Consider the following 22,374-nt stretch of genomic DNA (forward strand, 5'->3'; position numbering starts at 1 on the left):
ACGATTTTATGCACAAATTTACTTCACATTACTCTCAGTCCGCATCTTCTGTCGCAGCTGATATTTTAATACTTTTCCAGAGGCATTTCTCGGCAGCTGCTCCTCGATAAAAATCCGTCGTGGCACCTTATAACCTGCAAGCTTTTGACGACAGAAGCTTCGCAGTTCCTGCTCGTCAATCACAGCCCCCTCTCTCGGTACAACGATAGCACAGACTGCCTCACCCCAAACTTCATCCGGCAACCCGATAATCGCGGCATCAAGAATACCAGGATGCTCAAAGAGAACACTTTCAACTTCCACCGAATACACATTCTCCCCGCCGGAGATGATCATATCTTTCTTCCGGTCCACAAGCGTAATATAGCCTTCCTCGTCAATCGTGGCTAAATCTCCTGTATAAAGCCAGCCATCCTTCAGCGTGCTCTTCGTCTCCTCCGGCTTTTTATAATATTCCTTCATCACCATCGGACTGCGAACAATAAATTCCCCAATCACGCCGGGCAACACATCAATTCCTTCTTCATTCACCACCCGTGTTTCCGTTAAGAAAATGGGCTTCCCACCTTTTCCAAGATGATTCTTATGTCCCTCGGGATCGAGAAGAATGCCTCCAGGTCCTGCTTCCGTTAAACCGCACAGGTTGTAAAACTGGTCTGTTTTAAATAGCTGCATGCTTTTTTTGACCAACTCAGGTGCCATTGGTGCGGCTCCATACCCAACTCTCTTTATGGAAGATAGATCATAATCTGCTGCATTTGGTACTTGGAGAAGGAAGTTATACATAGCTGGAACGGCGAAAAGATGGGTAATTTTATGCTCTTGAATGGCTTGAAGTGTTTTTACTGGATGGAAATCTCGATGGATAATATGGGTAGCACCAAGTGCCACACCGGAAATAAGGAATAGGTTCAGCTGTGCTGAGTGGAACAGTGGTGCTAAATGCAGAATATGCTCATGTGGCCGGATTCCCATATTGATGACAACAGAAATGCCAACTTTAAAAATTTGGTCATGTGTAAATAATGCTCCCTTTGGCCGCCCCGTTGTCCCTGAGGTATAGAGGATTTCTAAGTCGTCCTGCTGAGATACCTCTACATTTGGTTCCTCTTTGTTAGCGGATAGAATTGTTTCATACGAATAGTAGCCTGTTGTTTCTGGTTCACCACCAACGGTAATCACCAACCGAACACCCGCACCTTGCTTCGCTTCTGCAATGATTGACTCAAATTCCTTGTCACAAACGACAACCGCAGCGTCAGACTGCTGTAAAATATATTGAACCTCTGAAGCCGTCAGTCGGAAGTTAACTGGAACAGCAACCGCACCAATTTTGGCAGCCGCAAAAAAAGTAAACACAAAGTGATCCGAATTTTTCATCATTAATGCAAGCTTATCACCTTTTTTAACTCCCTGATTCATTAAACCGTGTGCCAGTTGATTGACTTCCTCATTAAATTGAAGGTACGTATAGCGTCTGCCTTCACATTCGATAGCTAACAATTCAGGATATTTGTTCGCATTTTGTGTTAATAGGCTGCCAATATTCATAATTGGGATCCTCCTTTAATAAAAGACTCAACCGTTATTCTTGCAATTTTTGTGCCAATATTCAGAAAAATAAAAGTAGAAGCCAACACAGGATTCTTCAAACTTTTAGTTGTATTTCAACCATACACAGACGACAAACTAATGTCCAAAAATTGGACACTATGAAACGAGGGAGACGAAGTGATGTATTCACGTCTCCCCTCACCACCCGTTGTTCCTAGGTCGGCAATTTATATTTTTTTATTTTTTCATATAATCCAGACCGGCTGATTCCTAGTAATCTAGCGGCCTTTACTTTATTTCCTTGAACTTGGACAAGTGCCTTTTTAATCGCTTCAAGCTCAGCATTTTCAACTAAGGAAACATTCCCCAATGGTTCGAAAATGGTCACCTTCTTTGTTACATAATCAGGTAGGTCCTCATATTTAATTTTTCCACTTTCAGCAAAGGTCATGGCCCGTTCCATCACGTTTCTTAGCTCACGGACATTCCCAGGCCAATCGTAACCTAGCAATGTTTCTCTTGCCCTTTCCTCTATCCCCATTATGCTTGTGCCCAATATTTGATTAAGTTCAATCATGAATTGTCCTATTAAATGGTCGACATCATAAAGGCGTTCCCTTAGAGGAGGAACGTTTAATGAAATCACATTGAGGCGGTAGTATAAATCCTCTCTAAACGTTCCTTCTTTGACCATTTCTTCAAGGTTACGGTTAGTAGCGGCGATAATTCTGACATCCACCTGAATTCTTACCGTTCCACCCACCCGATAAAATTCTCTCTCTTGAAGGACACGCAATAGCTTTGCCTGGAGCGCTAACGACATATCTCCAATCTCATCGAGAAAAAGAGTCCCTCCATTGGCCAAATCGAACTTACCTAGCTTCCCTTTTTGTCTCGCTCCTGTAAAAGCTCCTTCTTCATAGCCAAAAAACTCCGATTCTAGCAAATCCTCAGGAATGGCTGCGCAATTGACAACAATGAACTTTCCCGTACTTCTAGCACTACTTTTATGAATGGCGTGTGCAAATAGTTCTTTGCCCGTACCACTTTCTCCGCGAATCAGAATGGTAGAACGGCCTTTTGCTGCTTTTACCGCACTTTTCTTCAATTTTTCCATATAGGGGTCGACGGTTAAAAGATGGTCCCATGTGAACCTCGCTGATTCCGACTTCTGAAATTGCTGATGATAAAAGCTTGCCTTATTCTCTGCCTTCTGCAGCTTTTTAAATAGCTCGCTTACCTCGATTAATTGCCGGAACACCACCTTACCTATTGCACCAATCACCCTTCCGTCCTCTACAATGGGGATGCGATGAACGATATATTTAATGCCATTAATCTCTAAAAACCCGCTTACTTCAGCGGTTTCGGATTCATAAACCTTTTCTAAGTGAAGCTGTGGCAGTGCTTTCTCAGCTGGTTCGTGTAGCACAGCTTCGATTTGAAGATTAAATAATTCTAAAAGAGGAGGACTGACCATCTGAATCTTTTTCTTTTCATCCGTCATGACAATCCCGTCAAATGCATGGTCAATTGCTGTTTCCAATGTTCTTTTCAATGTTTTAATCGTTTGTAATTCCTGTGAGGTTTGTAAAAGTGACATGACCATATCTGTCTTTGTTAAAATTCCAACCACTCGGTCTTGTTCATCGATAATCACACCTGTTCCAACCTGACTGGTTTTTACAATCCTCTCAATCTGTTCGTACGGAGTGTTGATTTTTAATGTTTCAACCTGTTTTTTTATGTATTCTTTGATGGGAGTGATAAGGGGACATTCTGCTCTGACCATTTGGTATAAGCTGCTTCTAGTAAAAACACCTAGCAGCTTTCTGTCTGAATCCGTTACTGGAAGCAGGTTCCACTTCTTTTCTTGCATGAGATCAAGGGCTTCTTTAAGTGTCGTTACTTCTGTTACCCTACAGTCCACTGGCGTAATGATATCTTTAAATTCAGGCATTTCGTCACCACCCTCTTTACATAGTTTTATTGTATCAAAAAAAGAGTGATTTTTTTGACTATTTTTACAACAGACATTCTTTCAATTTTATACAGGGTAACCAAAAAATGAAGAAATCCCTAAAAATCCTTTTTCATTACCGGGAAAGCAAGGAATACCTAAACTATTGTCGAATTTTTAGATAAATAGGTGTTATATCTTAAATACTAGAAATTTATATATTATAGACAACTAGGAGCCTTCCATAGATTCAATCTGCAATGGACACGTAAGGCTCAAATGGGGGACCAATTATGAAGAAATTGGAATACAAGAGATTTGAAGAATTACTGTTTCAAGATTCCTGTAGAATTATTGAAGAATTTTCAAGCACTGAACACAACAGAGACGTCTATGCCTTCTGTATTTACACACAATTAGACCACGGTAATATTGTCCTATTTATCAACACATTGGATTCTTTTAATAAAAAAAGAAGTAGTGGCACCTATTACACTATTGAAGATCCATTCTACGGGCTTAGAAATCTAAAATATAGCATTAATGACTTTGGAATCCCTTTTAAGTTCTCCAAAGATATAGAAGAATTCGCATCCCGCATTGCAACTCAAGAATCGGATGAGTTCGAAGGATGGGACCCACTAATCAAATGTGCTATCAATGTATGCAATCAATTGGATGAACATTTCAACTTAATGAACCTGACGGAGGATTTTATTGCTTTTAACATCATTCACGATATGGATTATGATGAACAGATTAACCTTATAAAAGAAACAGTTCCGTTGGAAAAATTGTATGCTGCCTTTCCGGAAATCGCGAGGTTCGAACAGCTGCAGGTCAACCTTCACCAAATGAGCAAGGAGGAACAAATGAGTTATTGGATAGCGGCATATGAGGACTTTGTAACCGAGACAGAGGGTGAGGAAGTCAACTATTTAAAGGCGTGCCGACGGAATAAGTATGATGTTGAAAATATCATTAAAAATTTTGGGAAAGACATTTCACCCAAATTGATATCATTACTTCAGACGTACGGGAAATGTGAGGAATTAAACCATGATTTCGCTTCTTTGCCAAAAGAGGAAAGGGCGAAAGGCGTAAAAGAAGATAAAACTGGCACCCTTAGTGTATGGACGAAGGAAGGAAAAATCACACACGAATTAATTGACCTAGTTAAATCAACGGGAGACGAAGAAATGGTAAAGCCGTTGCACGAGTTGCTACAATATTGGTTTACCAAAACAATTGCCTATCCATATGACGGTATCGGTAGGAATGTTTCTCTTCTTGCAAGAGCGTTGAATTCCCTATCTCCTGGTCAATTTCCCTATCCTTGTATAGGCCGTGGAAATCGATTGGAGAACTATCATCATTTTAACTTAAACCTATAATTCTTTTTTTAATCTTGCTAATCTCTAAATATAAATAAAAAATGACTATCAAGCAATTTAAAGTTGATAGTCATTTTTCTTTATATTATTAATGAGAAGATAGTTATTGTTCTCCCCTACATCACTTTATTATTTCGGCTGCATTCTGATGGCTCCATCTAGTCTGATGGTTTCACCGTTTAGCATTGGGTTTTCAATGATACTTTGGACGAGCTGAGCATATTCAGTTGGATAACCAAGCCTTGGTGGGAACGGCACCATTTTCCCAAGTGAATCCCTAGCTTCCTGTGGAAGAGTATCAAACATTGGTGTGTGGAAAAGTCCCGGTGCGATCGTCATCACCCGGATTCCGTATCGTGCAAGCTCTCTTGCAATCGGTAAGGTCATGCCGACAATTCCACCTTTTGAAGCACTGTATGCTGCCTGGCCGATTTGACCGTCAAAAGCAGCCACAGAGGCAGTATTAATGATTACACCTCTCTCGTTTTGTTCATTTAATTCGTTGCTCGACATTTTCTCAGCTGCAATCCGAATCACATTGAAGGTCCCAATCAAATTGACATTGATGACCTTTGAAAAAAGAGCTAGGTTATGAGCTCCATTTCTGCCAATGACTTTTTCAGCAATCCCAATTCCCGCACAGTTTACAACCGTATTAACTTCACCTAAAAAGTCAGACGCTTTATTAACCGCTTCCTGGATGTCCTCTTCCTTCGTGACATCTGCCTTCAAAAATAAAACTGCTTCCCCTAACTCAGATTCGAGCCGCTTCCCATTTTCTTCAGACTGGTCAAAAATAACCGCTTTTCCGCCTTTGCCTACAATGTTACGCACAGTCGCTTCTCCAAGTCCTGAAGCCCCGCCTGTAACGATGGCACGACAAGCTTGCATATCCATCCTATTAACCCCCTTAAAAGAATTCTATTTTGTTAAATTGCAAGAATTGTGCCAGTTGGATATTTTAAGGTTGGTAAAGCAGTTGTCTTATATTCATTTTTTATATGTATATCGTTTGGACAGTTTTCACAAGAATATGACCGAAATTTGTACAGTCTCAAAAAAAGGTCAGGCCCCATTAATAGGAGGCTCTGACCTTTTTCTTAGAAACGATATTTTCCTGTGACGTAGCCCGTTTCTTTTTTTCCATAATAATAACTAAGGCAATAGCAACTAGTAGAAAAAGACTCGCAATTCGGAAAATCGACGCCGTATCTACAAACTGTGCAAGGGCGCCAAAAATAACGCCGCTCAGCCCGATCCCCAAATCAATGGAGGAAAAAATCATTCCATTAGCTACACCACGACGATTCGTTGGTGTCATTAATAATGCCCAAGACTGAAGAGTAGGGATTAAACAGCCAAAGCCCAAGCCAAAAAGTACGCCTGCAACAGCAATTAAGAGGCTTGAATGAGCATAGGAGAGTACCCACATGCCGATAAAAGTAAGGATGGTGCAGAAAAGAACCAGTCCGATTGGGCCTTTTTCATCAAACCATTTTCCCGCAATCGGCCTTGCTACCGTAGCCATCAACGCATTAAAAATATAAAATAAAAAGATTTGATCGATGCCTCTTTCTTGACCAAAGATGACAATAAACGTCACGATTGATCCGTAGCCAAGATTGATAATAATCGTTATAAACGCAGGAAACCAGCTTGATTTTTCAACTAACGACCCTACATAGGAAAACTTTAAGTCTTCTTTTTTCGTATGTAGGACAGCTTCAGGAGTTTGATAACGTACAATCAAAAGCAACACAATTGCAATAACCCCTAAAAAAGCTGAAATATAGATGAGATTAGTAAATGTAGTAATTTTATATAGAAAGATTCCTAGACTTGGCGCAATAATCATCCCAATCGTAATCGACAGGCCGAAATAGCCCATCCCTTCACCAAGCCGTGAATTAGGAATAACATCAACTGCTGCCGTCCCGTTAACCGTTGTTGACCAACCCCAAGCTAATCCATGGACCAAGCGGAACAATAGAAAAATCAGAACTACTTGTGAAATCGGATAAAGAATGGTAATGAGTAAGAGCATAATTGCGCCGGATATTACCAGTGCTTTTCTCGGTTTATATTCAAGCATAAAGCCGATAAAAGGCCGGCTAATGACAGCACCTATCGAAAATAATGCCGTTACTAACCCAATCTCTAATCCAGATGCTCCAATTGACTTTATATATGGCGGTAGAGTCGGAATAAGCATTTGGAATGACATAAACACAAATAAGTTCCCTACCATGAGCATAATAAATGACTTCGTCCACAAACGCTCCTTCATCCTACCACTTCCTTCCATCAAAAAAGAACCTTCTCCGAGAAGATTCTCATTCATTTATTTTATTTCGTATCACTAAATAATAGCACAGAAGCTGGAAAAAGGAAAACAGAAAGATTATTCGAAACAAGTTAATATTTCTGCCTATTTACGTTATCATTAAATCAGATAAACATCATACGAACGGAGGATTCATATGCAAAAAAGAAAGCTAGTCATCACCCATAATTTAGATCTAGACCATATCAATCTACTGGAAAATATCTTACCTGACTGGGAGTTACTCATCGGTAAGGACAAAGAAGTTTGGCAGGAACATTTGCAAGAGGCCGAAATTATCGCTGGCTGGAAAAAAGGATTGGAAGAAGAGATTCTTGCCCCGCAATCCAAGCTTAAATGGCTGCAAACCTGGAGTGCTGGTGTGAATAACTTACCACTAGATGAATTAAACAATAGAAACATAACAGTTACCAGTGCCAATGGTGTTCATGCGTATCCTATTTCCGAAACGATTTTCGCCTTGATGCTAGGCCTAACACGTAAGCTGCATACATATGTCAAAAACCAGCAATCAAAAACCTGGCACCACGCACACATGGGACTAGAAATGCATGAAAAAACAGTGGGGATTATTGGCGTTGGTGAGATTGGAAAAGAAACAGCGAAGATTGCCAATGCATTTGGAATGAACGTCCTTGGTGTCAGGCACTCAGGTCAGCCAGCAGACTATGTTGATGAAATGTATAGACCAGACCAATTAAATGTATTGCTCCCTAAGTGTGATTATGTGGTGGTGACGTTACCTCTTACAAACGAAACTCATCGATTATTTGGTGCTGAACAATTTAAGCAAATGAAGTCTTCTGCCTTTTTCATTAATATTGGTCGAGGTGAAATTGTGGTGGAAGAAGAGCTTATACAGGCATTGAAGGATGGAACCATAGCCGGTGCCGGATTAGATGTATTTGAAAAAGAACCGCTCACAACAGAGAGCCCATTATGGGAAATGGAGAACGTCATCATTACCCCGCACACTTCCGGTTCTACTGAGCATTATAATAAGCGGGTCATTGAAAATATCCTTATCCCGAACTTAAAGGAATATCTAGCAGGAAACATCCCGTCAATTAACCGCGTTGATTTTACAAAAGGATATTAACAAAGGAGCAACAGCATGCAGCAAGTTGTAATTGAAAAAATACCAAAAAAGAAAAAGCGCCTTGTAAAAGCTTTAATATATATTGTTACTGCCATCCTTATTTTCCTGCTAGCCGTTAATTTCATACCGGTTAAGCAAATGAGCCAAAAAAGCTTTTTCAAAAATAACCGGCCATTAGTCATTGCGCATCAAGGCGGTGAGCTACTTGCCCCATCTAATACAATGGCGGCGTTTACGAACGCAGCAAATATGGGTGTGGATGTAATTGAGACTGATCTCCATATTACAAAAGATGGGTATTTGGTTGCTATCCACGATCCGACAGTTGATCGAACAACGAATGGACATGGATCGGTGGCAGACATGACATTGGAGGAAATCCAAAAGCTTGATGCGGGTTACCATTTTAAAGACCTTAATGGAAACTTTAGTTACCGAGGAAAAGGAGTCTACATTCCCACTGCCGAAGAAATGTTTCAGACGTTTGGTGATATGAGAATTGAAATGGAGATTAAGGACGACAATCCGCCTGAACGAATCGAAGAAATGGCCGCTAAACTATGGGCACTTATCGAGAAATATCACATGGAGGATAAAATTCTGGTGGCTTCTTTTGACCAAGATATTCTAGATACTTTTAACAAGCATGCGAAGGACCGGGTAGCCACTTGCGGCGGAAAACAAGAGGTAACGAAATTCGTTGTCTTCCATAAGTTCTTCCTACGGAACCTTTATCAGCCAGAGACTGATTCCTTTCAAATCCCCACCGCAGATAGCGGCTTTGATTTGACCGATCAGAAGTTAATTAACGGGGCACACCGACGTGGACAAGACATAAGCTATTGGACCATTGACGATCCAATAGAAATGAAGAAACTCTTAGATGCAGGTGCAGATGGAATCTTAACCAATCGACCGGACTTACTTTTACAATTAGTTGCTGAAAAATAAGGTTAAGGGCTGCACCACTATGGGCAGCCCTTTTATAGTTTAATTGATATCCACCTTTTCAATATTTCTAAAGGATAAATAAGCGATCACACAGCCGGCAAGAGCAAGGGCGATTGGCACGACAATGAACGAAAAAAGATTTACATTATCAGCAGAAGAGCTCGAGATTGAAACCAAAACGATTGCTGATACTATCGTGGCTGGAACTGACTTTTTCTTCATTCCAAAATACAATGGAATTAAGGCCATTCCTGCTGAGGCAACCGCGCCAAGAGTCATGCTAAGAAATCCATTCACTAAGACATCTGTTGTTAATGCCTTAGGTACAAAATGAAAATAGGAATCGGCTAAATAAAACATGCTACCAACAAAGATGTTTGACAAGAAGATCGTTAGAAATGTAAAGCACGCAACAATAATTAACTTAGAAATGATGATTTTCTTTCGATTAATCGGATACATAAACATCAAGGAAATAGAATTACTCTTATATTCATCAATAATGAGTCTAGAAATCAGCACGGCTGCAAAAATAATAAAGATGCTTCTAATAATACTACCAAATGCCCCGAAAGCCATGTCATAGCTAGGAAATGCGATATTCCCATCACTTTTTTCAGCAAAGTACAACATACAAAGTACGCCTATAACTACCACATTGGCAATCAACACATTTTTAATATATGAAATCAACTTAAACTTTTTTATTTCAAGACTGATTAATTTACGCACTAATACCGCCTCCATTAATAATTGTTAAGAAATAATCTTCTAGTGAATGGTTCTTCTTACTAAGTTCTTCAATCATAACTCCATTTAAAATAAGCGTTTTAGAAATTTCTGCTTGAGAGATTCCTGTTTCATAGATGCGGAAACGTCCCTCTTCTACTACTTTAAAATTAGTAAACTTAAGGACTTCCTCCAATACATAAAGGGCTTTTTTTACATCATGAACGGCTAGCTCAAGATATTCTGTATTTTGCTCTTGAATTTCGGTCATTGGAACCTCTTTTATTAACTTCCCCTCACTAATTACCCCGATGGTATCGGCAATCTGTTCAATTTCACCGAGGATATGGGAAGAGATCAATAGAGTCATACCATATTCACGGCAGAGCATTTGAAAAAGATTACGCAGTTCTTTAATGCCAACAGGATCCATTCCATTAATCGGTTCATCTAGTATTAACAATTCCGGTTTGGTAATAATGGCACGAGCGATTCCGAGACGCTGCTTCATGCCAAGTGAGAAGTCTTTAACGGGCTTATCCTCAATATTTGCTAATTTCACTAAGTCCAACGCTTTATCAATTGCCTTTTTGTCATAGTACCCCATATACTCGCAGTGGAGCTCCAGGTTTTCCCTTGCTGTTAGTCGGTCATAAAAAACAGGATATTCAATAATGCTGCCCATCCGCTTAAGGACTTCATAGGAAGTGTTCGTTAGTTTTTCACCAAAGATTTCGATTTCGCCGCTGGTCGGCTTCACTAGGTTGGTGAGCATTTTCATGATCGTGGTTTTACCGGCACCGTTTGGTCCGAGAAACCCATAGATTTCTCCTTTTTTCACCTTCATATTGACATTTGATACAACGTCCTTGCCTTTATATGTTTTTGTTAGTTGATTCGTATTGATGATGTAGCTCATTTCTATCAGCTCCTCTTCGTCTTTAACTACTTTTATTCTAATCAGCAGAGTTTTCTTTTTTATTAATCAAATCTTACGAAATTCTTAAGAAAGAAAAGGATGTCCCGGAATTCGAGGCACCCTTTGAGGTTTAGTACATGATTCGATTGAGTTTTACAGTAAAGGTAGTCTTTTCGTAAGGCTTACTGTTGAGAAAAATTTGTCCGTCCATTTTCTCTACTAATCTTTTTGTAATTGTTAAACCAAGTCCGCTTCCTTGATACGATTTGTTTCGTGAATCTTCAAGGGTGTACATTCTTTCAAACACCAAATCCTTATGGAGTGCACTAATGCCCTTTCCTTTATCCCATACATCTACATACACAGATTTTTCATCATTTCTAAGTGTCAGACCAAGCACTTTCCCCTCACTACCATATTGAATGGCATTAGAAATCAAATTATTCAAGATACGGTCTAACTCCTCTTCGTTTCCAAGAGCATACAGAATTTCTTCTGGGACATCAATTGCTACATCAAAGCCCTTTGAGGTGAGAACCTCATAAAAGTTTAATATATTTTTCCGGCAAATCTCATTCATGTTCACTCTTGTTAGTGGGATGTCTTTATCCCCAGATTCAAGCTTAGCCAAATCAAAGAACTTCTTAATAAGTTCTAAAACTTCCACCGTCTTACCATGGACTTTTTGCAAAAGTTCATCCGTTTCTTCCTTGCTTCTATTTTGGTCATTTAACATAATCTCAATGTAACCAAGCACTACGGTCAGTGGTGTTTTTAAATCATGTGAGATATTAGAAAGCATTTTCCGCATGGATATTTCCGTCTTATTGTGGCTGGCCATGATTTTCTGATTATGTTCCAAGAGACGATTAATTTGGATTAATAACTGTTTCATATCTTCACTATCGGTATGTAGTAGCAATTTTTCATCCGTTTGTTCATGGATGATTCGCTGCAGCTTTTTGTGGAGATACGTTAAATTAGATTGGTCATTTTTTTTCGACCGATATTGTAAAAAGTTTAGGGAAGCTAATCCTATTATGATAATGATTAAAAATATGACCATTATTTAAAACTCCCCGAGCTTGTAACCAATTCCCCATAAGGTTTTGATGTAATTAGGTGAAGAAGGATCATCCTCAATCTTTTCTCGTAATCTTCTCATATGGACGTTGATTACATTTTCATCCCCGTAGTACTCATCTTCCCAAACTAAGCTATAGATTTGTGCTTTTGTGTACACACGGCTAGGGTGTGAGATAAATAGTTTCAGAATATGAAATTCCTTTGATGTCAGCTTGATTTCTGTGCTGTTCTTATGTAAGGAGAAATTTTCTAAATCAAGCGTTAAATCGCCAGCCGTCAGTACCTTTTTCTGTTGCTCTTGTTCGGTACGCGAATAGTGTGTCGCTCTTCTGATCGCCGCCTTCACCCTTGCCGTCAGCTCAATCATTGAAAACGGCTTAGCGATATAATCATCCGCTCCAAAGCCCAATCCTAACGCTTTGTCTAAATCCCCATCCTTTGCCGACATGATTAACACAGGGATCATGCTCTTCTCCCTTATGATTTTCAAAAATTCCATTCCATCAAGCTTAGGCAGCATTAAGTCCAGCATAATCAAATCAAATGTGTTGCGTGAAAATACCTCAAGGGCTTCTTCCCCGTCAAAAGCAGGTACCACCTCATAGCCTTCTTTTGTAAATTGGCCCTTTACCATATCACTGATGGCCCTATCGTCTTCAACTAACAATATTTTGTGTTTCATTTTGTCCTCCACCCTGTTTTTTCCTATATGGTACATTTCCATAATTTGTGTCGAAATTCCTTCATATGAAAAATAAAAAAATAGATCTAGTCTGAGACTAGATCCGTTTTTCAACATCTTTTCTTATTGATTCAATAATATTCTCTGGTAGGTTGGCCGGAAGTGACGTACCTTCTTTAAATACCCAAGCATTCACTGCTTCCAGGTCTGCCTTTTTAAACGTAATACTGTAGTCATGATTTTGATAGGAAAAGTCCGCTGTTACAAATTCTTCATTATAAAAGTCATCATCAATAATCATATTACTAATTTCAAATGGCTTCACAGTAAGCTCCTTTTTGTCGATCGTTTATGTACTTAGAGTGAACCTTTTCCTCTTGTTTATTCAGTTAATTGAGCAGTCTCCAATAATTTTTCTCCCGTTTTCAATAACGCTAGAATAAACTCGTTTATCTCACCTGTCAGGACTCCACCATGACCAGAACACATTGCCTCAGGGTCAAAGGTAGACAGGATTTCTAACCCACTAAGAAACGGAGGAAGATGTTTGTCTGACACTCCGCCATTTCGTAAATACTTCAACCATTCCTCGCGAAGCTCCGTTCCCACCGAGACCAAACCATCCGGTGATAAGGGGTCTCCGAAAAAGCATAAAAAATCTCCCGTAAACAAAATCTTAGACGGTTTATGATAAAAAACAACTGAGCCTGGGGTATGATAGCCTACCAGCTGACAATCAAACTCTCCAAAATGACCATCGCTTGGCAAATCATATAAAAATTGTTCAGGCTCAGGACTTTCAATCATGTCTCTCTCATTTGGATGAATCACCTTTTTTGCATGTTTAAAAATTGAGGCTGCTTGTACATGATCCTCATGCCCGTGTGTAGCCAAGCAAAGAATCACATCATCGACTGACTTTTCAATACTGTGTAATGCCTGCTCTATGAACACAGCGTGCTGTTGTTTCCCCGAATCAATCAACGTAACCGATTGTTCTTCTACTATAAAATAACAGTTATTATACGAGCCCCAGCTCTCATCCCAAACTGCTAGTACATATATGTTATCTTTTACCGCTTCAAAAATATACTCCACCTTGTATCCTCCTAAAAATTCCTCCCTATTCTCTCTTATATATTCCATAAACCTTTTCTATTTCCTTTTATCCTTTGCCAACTCTCTTCGATTGGCAGCTAGTGGCGGTTGCTCTAACCATCCATTTGCGATCATAATATTTGCTCCATCCTCCGAATACTTTAAAATCTCGGCATTCAAACGTGAATAATCAATGACCATATCACTTCTCTGACTTTCAGCAATAGCGACTCCATAGTTTCCTATACCTGTATAAATCATCAGGCTAAAATGAAACATCATTAATTTATCGGAGAAAGGTGATTCAGTAGATTCCGTTACCTCCTGGTCATAAGACATAGGGGCAGGAAGGGAATCCATCTCCAAATAACTGGTAAACACTTTAATGTGCTTCATGGCAATCTCTTTTCCTCTTAGAAAATAATTACGGACTTTTTTCGATTCCGCCACCTGACTAAAGCCAGTAGTGATACTCATACCAATATGGTTAGACTGGATATTCGCGTATAGATTGGTTACCTCTGTTCCAGTCAGCGGTTCCCGTCTGCCGAGCCCTTCTAAAATAAAGGATTGTTTATGAACAAACTCTACTTTTTGGGGATAGGGTATCGTTGGTGGACGAACAACTAACCCTTTTTCTAGTAGGATTCTTACGGTTTCGGTGTCTAGCTCAAGGGTTGATGTTAAGCACTTGGCATAGAATGAACGAATATCATGGCGATAGACATTCTGTAATATCCTTCCATATGTAATCAGACCGCCTTTAACCATATTTCTAATATATTTTAAGTAAAATATATCTGAAAATAACCGCTTGGCCTTTAAGTTTACATCTTGGTCAGTAAATCCTTGTGGAACTTTTATATCCTCCTTTGTAAAAATGTCCCGAATATGCTCTACATGTTGTTGCGACAAATCCAAAGAGTGCACGGCAACTTTTTTAATATCCTCGTCATCTATGTGTTGTAAAAAATACTTGATCATGCAGATGGACATACTATCCGCAAGATACGAAGTCCACAAATAGGACAATTCTGCTGCCGTTAACTTAATATGATCGTGATTTGCGCTCATCGAATACCCTCCTACATTTATCCATTAAGGAATAATATCTCCAAAATAGATAAATATATGAACAAACAGCTAAAAAGGAGATGTCCTTAGACATCTCCTTGAATGATTAATAAATCGTTTGCATCCCTTTTCCAGCCACTGTCATCCATTCGAATTGACGTAGTCTTGCTTCGAATAACGTCAAAGGATCGCGGAACATTTCGGGATTGGTATTTAATTTGTTCAGCATTTCCTGATTTGTCTGAATCTCCTTACGTGTTTCATCAACAGAACCATTTAAGACGATGGCCGGACTTTTGAAGAATAACGTGACATCCCGTTCCAAGGATTTTTCAAACAACTCAAAGGATTGGAAGAACTGCTGATTAATCGCCGTGATTGCTTCTGAATAATCCTCATTTTCTACAAACGATTTATACTTATTATAGAGCAATGCTTTATTGTGGGAGATGGCTCCTAGTAGCTTTCCAGCACTTTTCAACAGAAATTGCGACGGAGTCCGACGGAGGAGAATATTGACGGTTTCCAACTGGAATCGACTTGTCATACGATCCGTATCGCGACGCCAATCATCCAGTACCTTAAAATCACACTCCAACTTGAGTCGCTCTTCCCCATACATTTGATTAAACCCTTCACCCATCTCATTTAAATATTCCTGACTTTGATTGAACTCCTCATGGCAGGTCTCAATCCACTTTTGGAAGGAGAGGTAGAAATTCGGCATCACCGTTTGTTCTAAATACTCTTGAATCCGTCGATTCATTTCTTCATTAAGCTCAAGGTGAATTTTACTAAAATTACTATCTTCCTTAATCAAAGAAGAACATTCCTGAAGCATCTTCGGAACAGTTGCTGAAATATCCTGCTGAATGGTTTCCTTTATCGCACGATAGGAGCTCACAATAGCCTTTGTTTTCTGAACTTCAGTATCCCTCAGCTGATTTACGGCCCCATTCAACTTTATTAACATTTCTTCATTCCAGCGGATGGATTCTACTAGTTGATTCTCAACTTCAATCCGTTTTTGTAAAAGACTTGAAATCGTTGTCCGAATAAAATACAACAGCTTCGCTAAACGCTTATCTTCTATATTTCTAGTATATTTAATAGACTGAATAAATTTCGTTAAATCCAGTAGCTGTTGTTTTCGATCATATTGAGATGAAAAAGCAAAAACGTTTGCATCCGGTAGATATGAATGAATCAACGACCTAGTTTCATCAAAAATTTGAATAGCTTCTTGCTCATTGTCGATCGTATCCATCTTACTTAACACAAAATGAACCGGAATGTCAGGTGCTAACTCTTGTATTTGACTAAGTACCTTTCGTTCCTTCTCCGAAAACGGAGAATTAGCATCAAGTACAAATAGAATTCTGTCTGCTACATGAAGATTTCTTAATACCTCGAACTGTTCATACTGGTTCCCTTTTAATCCAGGGGTATCAATGAATGCAATTCTATTTTCCTGTAAAAATTGATTAGGGTGTCTAAATTCAATAATAGATTCTAAGGCATTACGGCGTCGATCCATACGTTCTTGGAAATCTGTAAAACCAGGTAAGATGGTGAACGCATTATCGGTAATTTCCAGAATTTCTTCTTCCTCTGCATCAGTAAACATAACCATAGAGGATGTTGGACCATCCTGTAACTCTTCTCCTAACACCATGTTAATAAAAGCCGATTTCCCGCTCCCACTTAATCCTGCAATGAATATATGCTGAGTATCAAAATCACTTAACTGATCAACGATCCATTTCACTCGATTATTTTTACCCATATCATGTGCCTCAGCCCAACTCAAGATGCTGTTAAGTAGTGATAGACACTCATCTTGCTCATCAAAATGTAATTCGGTTGTACTTATTAAATTTTCTGCCTCACTCACAATCGACCTACTGATACTTTCCGGAAACAGTTCATTCCACGAAAGAACTGCAGCGGATGAAATAACTACAGTTGATGGGTCAGCAAGTCTGAGCCAATTCGTTAATAGATCTGGAATAAAACCTTGTAGCATTTTAATGAAGTATCTTCCCTCAATTAAGCTTAAATAGGTTTCCTTATGAAGTTGAGAAAGGACAGACCAGTTACTGCCTCGATCAATACCGAGATTTAATAACAAGTGATTGATTTCTGTAATCCATGTAAAATAGGATTCTTCATTCAGGTAACTCTCCCAAAGTGAAGCAATGAGCTGTTCAAACCTTTTCTGATCGAGGTTAAACAAGAGAATTAACACCTGTGAGAAATAACTTGGTTGATGGTTCTTCGCTACGCCCTTTTCAATATACGAATGGATGACATCAAACCATTGTAACGTTTCCGTACGCTTAGCTTCATTTACTGCTAATTCAATCGCATTGGTCCAATCCTGCTGTTCCTCAAAAAAGGCGCGGGCGATTTCGGTCACATTTGGATAATCAGGATTGGCATTAACCGTCTTTTTAATGGTAGACACTGCTGCCTCTAATTTACCTCGTTCGATATAGAGTGAAAATAAATGTAAAGCGACCTCTGTATTTAAAGTAAGATTATCGGATTTTATGGCTGTATAAATATCTTCTGCTGTAGATACTAGACCAAGCTCATTGTATGCATCTGCTGTATTTTTCTTAGCCCATGGTTCAAGTTCATCGGTGATATTTTCCCATTTAAAAATAGCTGCTTCGTAATCTTTATGATGAAAATACACTTCACCCTGGGCAAAGCGAATCGATGATAAATCAGGAACATCCTTTTGCGCTTCCTCTTGAAATGCTTCACCCAGCACCTGAATGGGGTGAATATCCTCATGTTCATTAATGAACATTGTAAAATAGGTCTTTTCTTTTAATTGCTTTTCTAACGTCATTATATTTCCCTCCAATTGCAACCACTCTATGTCATTCATATGGAAAAGAGGCACAATTATTCCATATAGTATTCGACCTAAGTTCAGAATATAAGTCCCAATTATTAAGATTCTATCAGAGGTATTTTTTAAAAAGATGTCAGTTGTATGTCAATTTGGAGTCAAATGTAACTGAACATGAGAAGAATTGATTAATAAGACAGATGGGACCTTCTTCCCTTTTATACCCTGGGCGAAGTATAATAAAACCAAAGAATAGAAGGAGAAGTTCACTTTGGACAAGGAACAAGCGATCGTTTTATCCCATTGTATTGAAAATGCAAATCACTTTATTTTTGAAATAAAGAAGCTTGAAACAGTTGGTGGAGTTTTACCGAGATTCCATCAATGGACAAATGGAAAAAATACATTAGCTGGATACGAAGTAAAACGGTTAGATAGTGATACAGGCTATTACTTTTTATTCATTGATTGGCATCGAAATGAAAACTACTATTTAGTGATTTATGCACATGACAAGTCCACCACCTGTGCCGAAATTCGGCAAATTCAAGAGATTGATGGAGTACCACATTTTGTTTGGATGTATAAGCCGTTTAAACGAGACGGAAAAAACGACCAAAGAAAAGCCTTTTTCAAACAAATGTTTGGATCGACAACGATTCAAATCAAACTCCCTTCCTCTCCGCATGAGGTGGATGACTTTTTCAACCAATTGTTTAAGCTCTGTCAAAACCGGATTAAAGCCGACAAGATTGTTGACACTTTTGACTTTGAAAATTAGGAAAAGGGAGGCCCTGGAGCCTCCCTTTCTAGTAACTTATTATAAAACCTTACTTAAAAATGCTTTTGTCCGTTCTTCCTTTGGATGTTCGAATAATTCAATTGGGACATTTTCTTCAACAATTAAGCCGCCGTCCATGAAGATCACGCGATCGCCCACTTCTTTAGCAAAGCCCATTTCATGGGTGACCACGACCATTGTCATCCCTTCTTTAGCCAGCTGCTTCATTACCTCTAGTACCTCACCGACCATTTCTGGATCGAGGGCAGAAGTTGGTTCATCAAACAGCATGATTTTCGGCTCCATTGCGAGTGCCCTTGCTATCGCAACCCGTTGCTTTTGCCCGCCGGATAAAGAATCAGGATAGGCCTCGGCCTTGTCTTCTAATCCTACTTTCCGTAAAAGCTCTAATCCTTTTTCCCTTGCCTTTTCTGCTGGCACATTCCTTACCTTCATAGGGGCAAGCATAATATTTTCAATCACCTTTTTATGCGGAAAAAGATTGAATTGCTGAAACACCATTCCCACTTCGGTTCGGACTTTATTAATATCCGTTTGCTTGTCCGTTAAGTCAACACCTTCAATACATACATGGCCGCCCGTGATGGTCTCAAGCATATTTAGACAACGAAGGAAAGTGGATTTTCCTGAACCAGATGGACCGATGACAACTACTACCTCTTGCGGCTTGACGGTCACATTGATATCTTTTAGCACCTCATTCGATCCAAAGGATTTTTTTAACTTTTTTACCTGTATCATTCTGTTGCAAACCTCCTTTCAAGACGATTTAATAGATAGTTTAAAGTTAAGGTTAGCACTAGATAAATTACTGCTGCAGATAGGTACGGCTCCCATGGACGCATGTATTGGCCTTGCATTGCCCGACCCCAGTACATCAACTCAGGAGCAGCAATTAATGCTGCAAGCGAAGAATCTTTAATTAATACGATAAACTCATTCCCAAGCGGAGGAATCATTCTCTTGAAGGCTTGGGGTAAAATAACAAATCGCATAGCTTGTCCATGTGTCATCCCAAGTGAACGAGCCGCCTCCATCTGACCTTTATCAATGGATTGAATTCCAGCACGGAATATTTCAGCCACATATGCAGCTGAATTTAATGAAAGAGCTAATATCGCTGCTACAATTGCATTGGTTGTACCTATAAATGCAGGGACAACCGCAAAATGGATTAATAAAATTTGCACCATTAACGGGGTACCACGGAAAAAGTTAATGTACCAGCTAAAAGGCAGTGCATAAAGCCTTTTTTGCGACATTTTTCCTAAACCTATAAATAAGCCAAGGAATGTACCAATCAAAATACTGGCGACTGAAAAGCCTATGGTTAATAATGTTCCCTTTAAAAGTAAGGGTGCATATTCAACAATTATATCCCACCTAAAATCCATTAAAGATCCCCCTGCCTATTGTGCATTTTTCTAAGTAGAGAAATTTGTAATCTAACCAAAAATTGCGTAACTGCCTATGATTAGAAGTTACGCAATAATAGAAGATTTGAAGAATTAACTATTGTTGATCCTTTAAAACGTTGGTATCAGGTTCCACATCAAACCACTTCTTATAGATTTTTGCATAGGTTCCATTATCAATTACTTTTTTAACTGCCTTATCTAAATCGCCTTTTAGCTTACTACCCTTTGGTAATAGCAAACCATAGAATTCATTTTCAAATGCCCCATCGTCTTCAATGAATTCAAAATTATCCTTTGGATTATTTTTTACGTATGTTTCTACAACTGAATTATCGGCAACAACTGCGTCTACTCCACCATTTTTCAGCTCAAGGATTGCTAGATTGTTGTTTTCAAACTTTTTTAGATTAGAATTATTTTTACCAAAAAGATTTTCCACAACTTCCTGTCCTGTTGTTCCATTTTGTACAGCTATCTTTTTACCCTCTAAATCCTTTGCACTCTTGATAGGGCTTCCTTTCGGTACAAGAATCTCATTCTTTGATAAGAAGTAAGGAACTGTAAAGTCATAGGATTCTTGTCGTTCTGGTGTAATTGTAATCGCGGAAACAGCAAAATCCGCTGTCTTCTTTTCAATTTCAACAAAGATTGGATCCCAGCCAACATGCTCAATCTTTACATCATAACCTGCTTCTTTTGCTACTGCATTAACAAAGTCAACATCGAAACCCACGATTTTATCTTTATCCTGGTATTCAAAAGGTGCATAAGCTGCATCGGTAACCACTCTTAATGTTTTTTCACCGTCGCCTCCTGTTTTACTTGTCCCACAGGCTGATAGAATTAAGAGAAATGCCACCATGAAAACTGTTGAAACTAATTTTAATTTCTTCATTTCTAGACCTCCATTATTTTTTTATAAAAACAATTTTACCAAATAATAATAATATTTTGAATATAAATGATTATAACTTTTTTTGTGTATATATTCAATCGTTATAATTTTCTTACTATAGTAAAACGTTAATAGACTAACGTATTTGGGCACTGGATCTTTAGCTGAAACTTTATTAAAAGAAATTATATTTCAGAATAAATACTAATTATGAATTATTAATACTTGAATACTATGAAGGAAGACTCTATCAGACAATGCCACCTATACCAGACAGAGTCGTATCTACTGATGGAACAGTACTATATACAAAATGGAATATACACTCTGTCCAAAGTTGCCCTGCCTTTTGACAGTGTTTCGTTTTTTTCTGCCAACTCTGTCCAAAGTTGTTTTGTCTTCTGACAGTGTCTCGCTTTTTTCAACCAACTCTGTCCGAAGTTTCCTGGCCTTCTGACAGTGTTTCGTTTTTTTCTGACAACTCTGTCCAAAGTTGCCCTGCCTTTTGACAGTGTTTCGCTTTTTTCAGTCAACTCTGTCCAAAGTTGCCTTGCCTTCTGACAGTGTTTCGCTTTTTTCAAGTCAAGCCTGTCCAAAGTTGCCCTGCCTTCTGACAGTGTTTCCCTGTTTTCTGACAACTCTGTCCAAAGTTGCCCTGCCTTCTGACAGTGTTTCGCTTTTTTCTGACAACTCTGTCCAAAGTTACCCTGCCTTTTGACAGTGTTTCGCTTTTTTCAACCCCCTCTGTCCAAAGTTGCCCTGCCTTCTGACAGTGTTTCGCTTTTTTCAACCAACACTGTCCGAAGTTGCCTAGCCTTCTGACAGTGTTTCCCTTTTTTCTGCCAACACTGTCCCGAGTTGCTTTAGAATCCAGAACAAAAAAGTACATTGAGCAACAAAACTTACGAAAAGAGCTTCTTTAAAGAATACGTTACAAAAGATATATAGGCATTCGCCGTTACAGCCCGAAAGTACCGGCATAATTTATAGGGTATATATCATGTTAGGAGAGATGCCCAATGAACCCTTATGGTTATTATCAACTTCCACAAATGCCTATTGAATATCATAGCTATGTTCCAGCTGAGCAAATGAATTCTTATGTAACACACGATCCTTATGTAACACAAGACCTTTATGCAACCCACGACCCATATGCAACACAAATTCAATATGACCCAAATCGCCAGCCTCAACAGCTAGAGCGTCGAGTCAATCAGCTAGAAAGACAAAATGAGCGTCAGGAAAGAGAAATCAACCAGCTTCAACGAGATGTTAATCAGCTTCAACGCCGTCTACAACGAGTGAATCAACGTGTTCGCGTTCTCGAAAGAAGATTTAACATTCAATTCACTCCATTTGATGGAGAGTATTAAGCCATTTAATAAGAACCAGGCGCGGTGCTGCTTGGTTCTTTTTCAATATAAATCTTACATAGTTATAAGCGATTCTCCCATTGAATTTCGCCATCTGGAAAAATCCTGTTACCTTTTCTTACACAGTTAC

Annotated in this window: 20 protein-coding genes; 5 read left to right on the top strand and 15 right to left on the bottom strand. The window is 39.0% G+C overall.

The window, feature by feature from the left end:
* Positions 1 to 18: 18 nt before the first annotated feature.
* Both QFZ87_RS23220 and QFZ87_RS23225 read right to left on the bottom strand, forming a co-directional pair.
* A complete protein-coding gene (locus QFZ87_RS23220; RefSeq protein WP_309866845.1) occupies positions 19 to 1,551 on the bottom strand; it encodes an acyl-CoA synthetase in 1,533 nt (510 codons plus the stop codon).
* Positions 1,552 to 1,768: 217 nt separating this feature from the next.
* Complete coding sequence (locus QFZ87_RS23225) at positions 1,769 to 3,514, bottom strand: sigma 54-interacting transcriptional regulator (RefSeq protein WP_309866847.1); 1,746 nt, start codon at positions 3,512 to 3,514, stop codon at positions 1,769 to 1,771.
* Between the two features lie 293 nt (positions 3,515 to 3,807).
* On the opposite strand from QFZ87_RS23225, the gene QFZ87_RS23230 reads away from it, so the two are divergent.
* Complete coding sequence (locus tag QFZ87_RS23230; protein ID WP_309866849.1) at positions 3,808 to 4,908, top strand: DUF4303 domain-containing protein; 1,101 nt, start codon at positions 3,808 to 3,810, stop codon at positions 4,906 to 4,908.
* A gap of 129 nt (positions 4,909 to 5,037) precedes the next feature.
* Here the strand turns inward: QFZ87_RS23230 and QFZ87_RS23235 are convergent, their stop codons facing one another.
* Together QFZ87_RS23235 and QFZ87_RS23240 are read right to left on the bottom strand one after the other, a co-directional pair.
* Positions 5,038 to 5,805: a 3-hydroxyacyl-CoA dehydrogenase gene (locus tag QFZ87_RS23235; RefSeq protein WP_309866852.1), complete on the bottom strand. Its 768-nt coding sequence runs from the start codon at positions 5,803 to 5,805 to the stop codon at positions 5,038 to 5,040.
* A gap of 178 nt (positions 5,806 to 5,983) precedes the next feature.
* Positions 5,984 to 7,195 (bottom strand): MFS transporter, encoded by a 1,212-nt coding sequence (locus tag QFZ87_RS23240; protein ID WP_309866854.1) that lies wholly within the window; start codon positions 7,193 to 7,195, stop codon positions 5,984 to 5,986.
* 193 nt (positions 7,196 to 7,388) lie between these two features.
* Between QFZ87_RS23240 and QFZ87_RS23245 the strand changes: the two genes are divergently transcribed.
* Both QFZ87_RS23245 and QFZ87_RS23250 read left to right on the top strand, forming a co-directional pair.
* Positions 7,389 to 8,351: a D-2-hydroxyacid dehydrogenase gene (locus QFZ87_RS23245; protein WP_309866856.1), complete on the top strand. Its 963-nt coding sequence runs from the start codon at positions 7,389 to 7,391 to the stop codon at positions 8,349 to 8,351.
* 15 nt (positions 8,352 to 8,366) lie between these two features.
* Complete coding sequence (locus QFZ87_RS23250) at positions 8,367 to 9,302, top strand: glycerophosphodiester phosphodiesterase family protein (RefSeq protein WP_309866858.1); 936 nt, start codon at positions 8,367 to 8,369, stop codon at positions 9,300 to 9,302.
* 39 nt (positions 9,303 to 9,341) lie between these two features.
* Here QFZ87_RS23250 and QFZ87_RS23255 read toward each other — a convergent pair whose 3' ends face one another.
* The 8 genes from QFZ87_RS23255 to QFZ87_RS23290 form a co-directional block, all read right to left on the bottom strand.
* The gene (locus tag QFZ87_RS23255) at positions 9,342 to 10,034 is read right to left on the bottom strand and encodes an ABC transporter permease (protein ID WP_309866860.1); all 693 of its coding nucleotides are present in this window, start codon (positions 10,032 to 10,034) and stop codon (positions 9,342 to 9,344) included.
* Positions 10,027 to 10,950 carry an ABC transporter ATP-binding protein gene (locus QFZ87_RS23260; RefSeq protein ID WP_309866862.1) on the bottom strand — a complete coding sequence of 308 codons (924 nt, stop codon included), beginning with the start codon at positions 10,948 to 10,950 and terminating at the stop codon, positions 10,027 to 10,029. The genes QFZ87_RS23255 and QFZ87_RS23260 overlap by 8 nt, the downstream gene beginning before the upstream one ends.
* 130 nt (positions 10,951 to 11,080) lie before the next feature.
* Positions 11,081 to 12,016 (bottom strand): sensor histidine kinase, encoded by a 936-nt coding sequence (locus tag QFZ87_RS23265; RefSeq protein WP_309866864.1) that lies wholly within the window; start codon positions 12,014 to 12,016, stop codon positions 11,081 to 11,083.
* A gap of 3 nt (positions 12,017 to 12,019) precedes the next feature.
* Positions 12,020 to 12,718 (bottom strand): response regulator transcription factor, encoded by a 699-nt coding sequence (locus tag QFZ87_RS23270; protein ID WP_309866867.1) that lies wholly within the window; start codon positions 12,716 to 12,718, stop codon positions 12,020 to 12,022.
* A gap of 97 nt (positions 12,719 to 12,815) precedes the next feature.
* Positions 12,816 to 13,043, bottom strand: coding sequence for a hypothetical protein (locus tag QFZ87_RS23275; RefSeq protein WP_309866870.1), 228 nt, complete (start codon positions 13,041 to 13,043; stop codon positions 12,816 to 12,818).
* Between the two features lie 56 nt (positions 13,044 to 13,099).
* On the bottom strand, positions 13,100 to 13,816 hold the full coding sequence (locus QFZ87_RS23280) for an MBL fold metallo-hydrolase (protein WP_309866873.1): 717 nt from the start codon (positions 13,814 to 13,816) through the stop codon (positions 13,100 to 13,102).
* A gap of 57 nt (positions 13,817 to 13,873) precedes the next feature.
* Entirely contained in the window at positions 13,874 to 14,890 is a 1,017-nt protein-coding gene (locus tag QFZ87_RS23285; protein ID WP_309866877.1) for a DUF3231 family protein, read from the bottom strand.
* A gap of 106 nt (positions 14,891 to 14,996) precedes the next feature.
* Complete coding sequence (locus QFZ87_RS23290; RefSeq protein WP_309866879.1) at positions 14,997 to 17,750, bottom strand: dynamin family protein; 2,754 nt, start codon at positions 17,748 to 17,750, stop codon at positions 14,997 to 14,999.
* 274 nt (positions 17,751 to 18,024) lie between these two features.
* On the opposite strand from QFZ87_RS23290, the gene QFZ87_RS23295 reads away from it, so the two are divergent.
* Positions 18,025 to 18,534, top strand: coding sequence for a hypothetical protein (locus QFZ87_RS23295; RefSeq protein ID WP_309866880.1), 510 nt, complete (start codon positions 18,025 to 18,027; stop codon positions 18,532 to 18,534).
* A gap of 39 nt (positions 18,535 to 18,573) precedes the next feature.
* On the opposite strand, the gene QFZ87_RS23300 is transcribed toward QFZ87_RS23295, so the two are convergent.
* The 3 genes from QFZ87_RS23300 to QFZ87_RS23310 form a co-directional block, all read right to left on the bottom strand.
* A complete protein-coding gene (locus tag QFZ87_RS23300) occupies positions 18,574 to 19,296 on the bottom strand; it encodes an amino acid ABC transporter ATP-binding protein (protein WP_309866881.1) in 723 nt (240 codons plus the stop codon).
* Positions 19,293 to 19,949: an amino acid ABC transporter permease gene (locus QFZ87_RS23305; RefSeq protein ID WP_309866883.1), complete on the bottom strand. Its 657-nt coding sequence runs from the start codon at positions 19,947 to 19,949 to the stop codon at positions 19,293 to 19,295. The genes QFZ87_RS23300 and QFZ87_RS23305 overlap by 4 nt, the downstream gene beginning before the upstream one ends.
* Before the next feature lie 118 nt (positions 19,950 to 20,067).
* Positions 20,068 to 20,868: a basic amino acid ABC transporter substrate-binding protein gene (locus tag QFZ87_RS23310; RefSeq protein ID WP_309866885.1), complete on the bottom strand. Its 801-nt coding sequence runs from the start codon at positions 20,866 to 20,868 to the stop codon at positions 20,068 to 20,070.
* A gap of 1,019 nt (positions 20,869 to 21,887) precedes the next feature.
* On the opposite strand from QFZ87_RS23310, the gene QFZ87_RS23315 reads away from it, so the two are divergent.
* Complete coding sequence (locus QFZ87_RS23315; protein ID WP_309866887.1) at positions 21,888 to 22,244, top strand: hypothetical protein; 357 nt, start codon at positions 21,888 to 21,890, stop codon at positions 22,242 to 22,244.
* Positions 22,245 to 22,374: the final 130 nt, after the last annotated feature.

The organism is Bacillus sp. SLBN-46 (genome assembly GCF_031453555.1).
Taxonomy (GTDB): domain Bacteria; phylum Bacillota; class Bacilli; order Bacillales; family Cytobacillaceae; genus Neobacillus.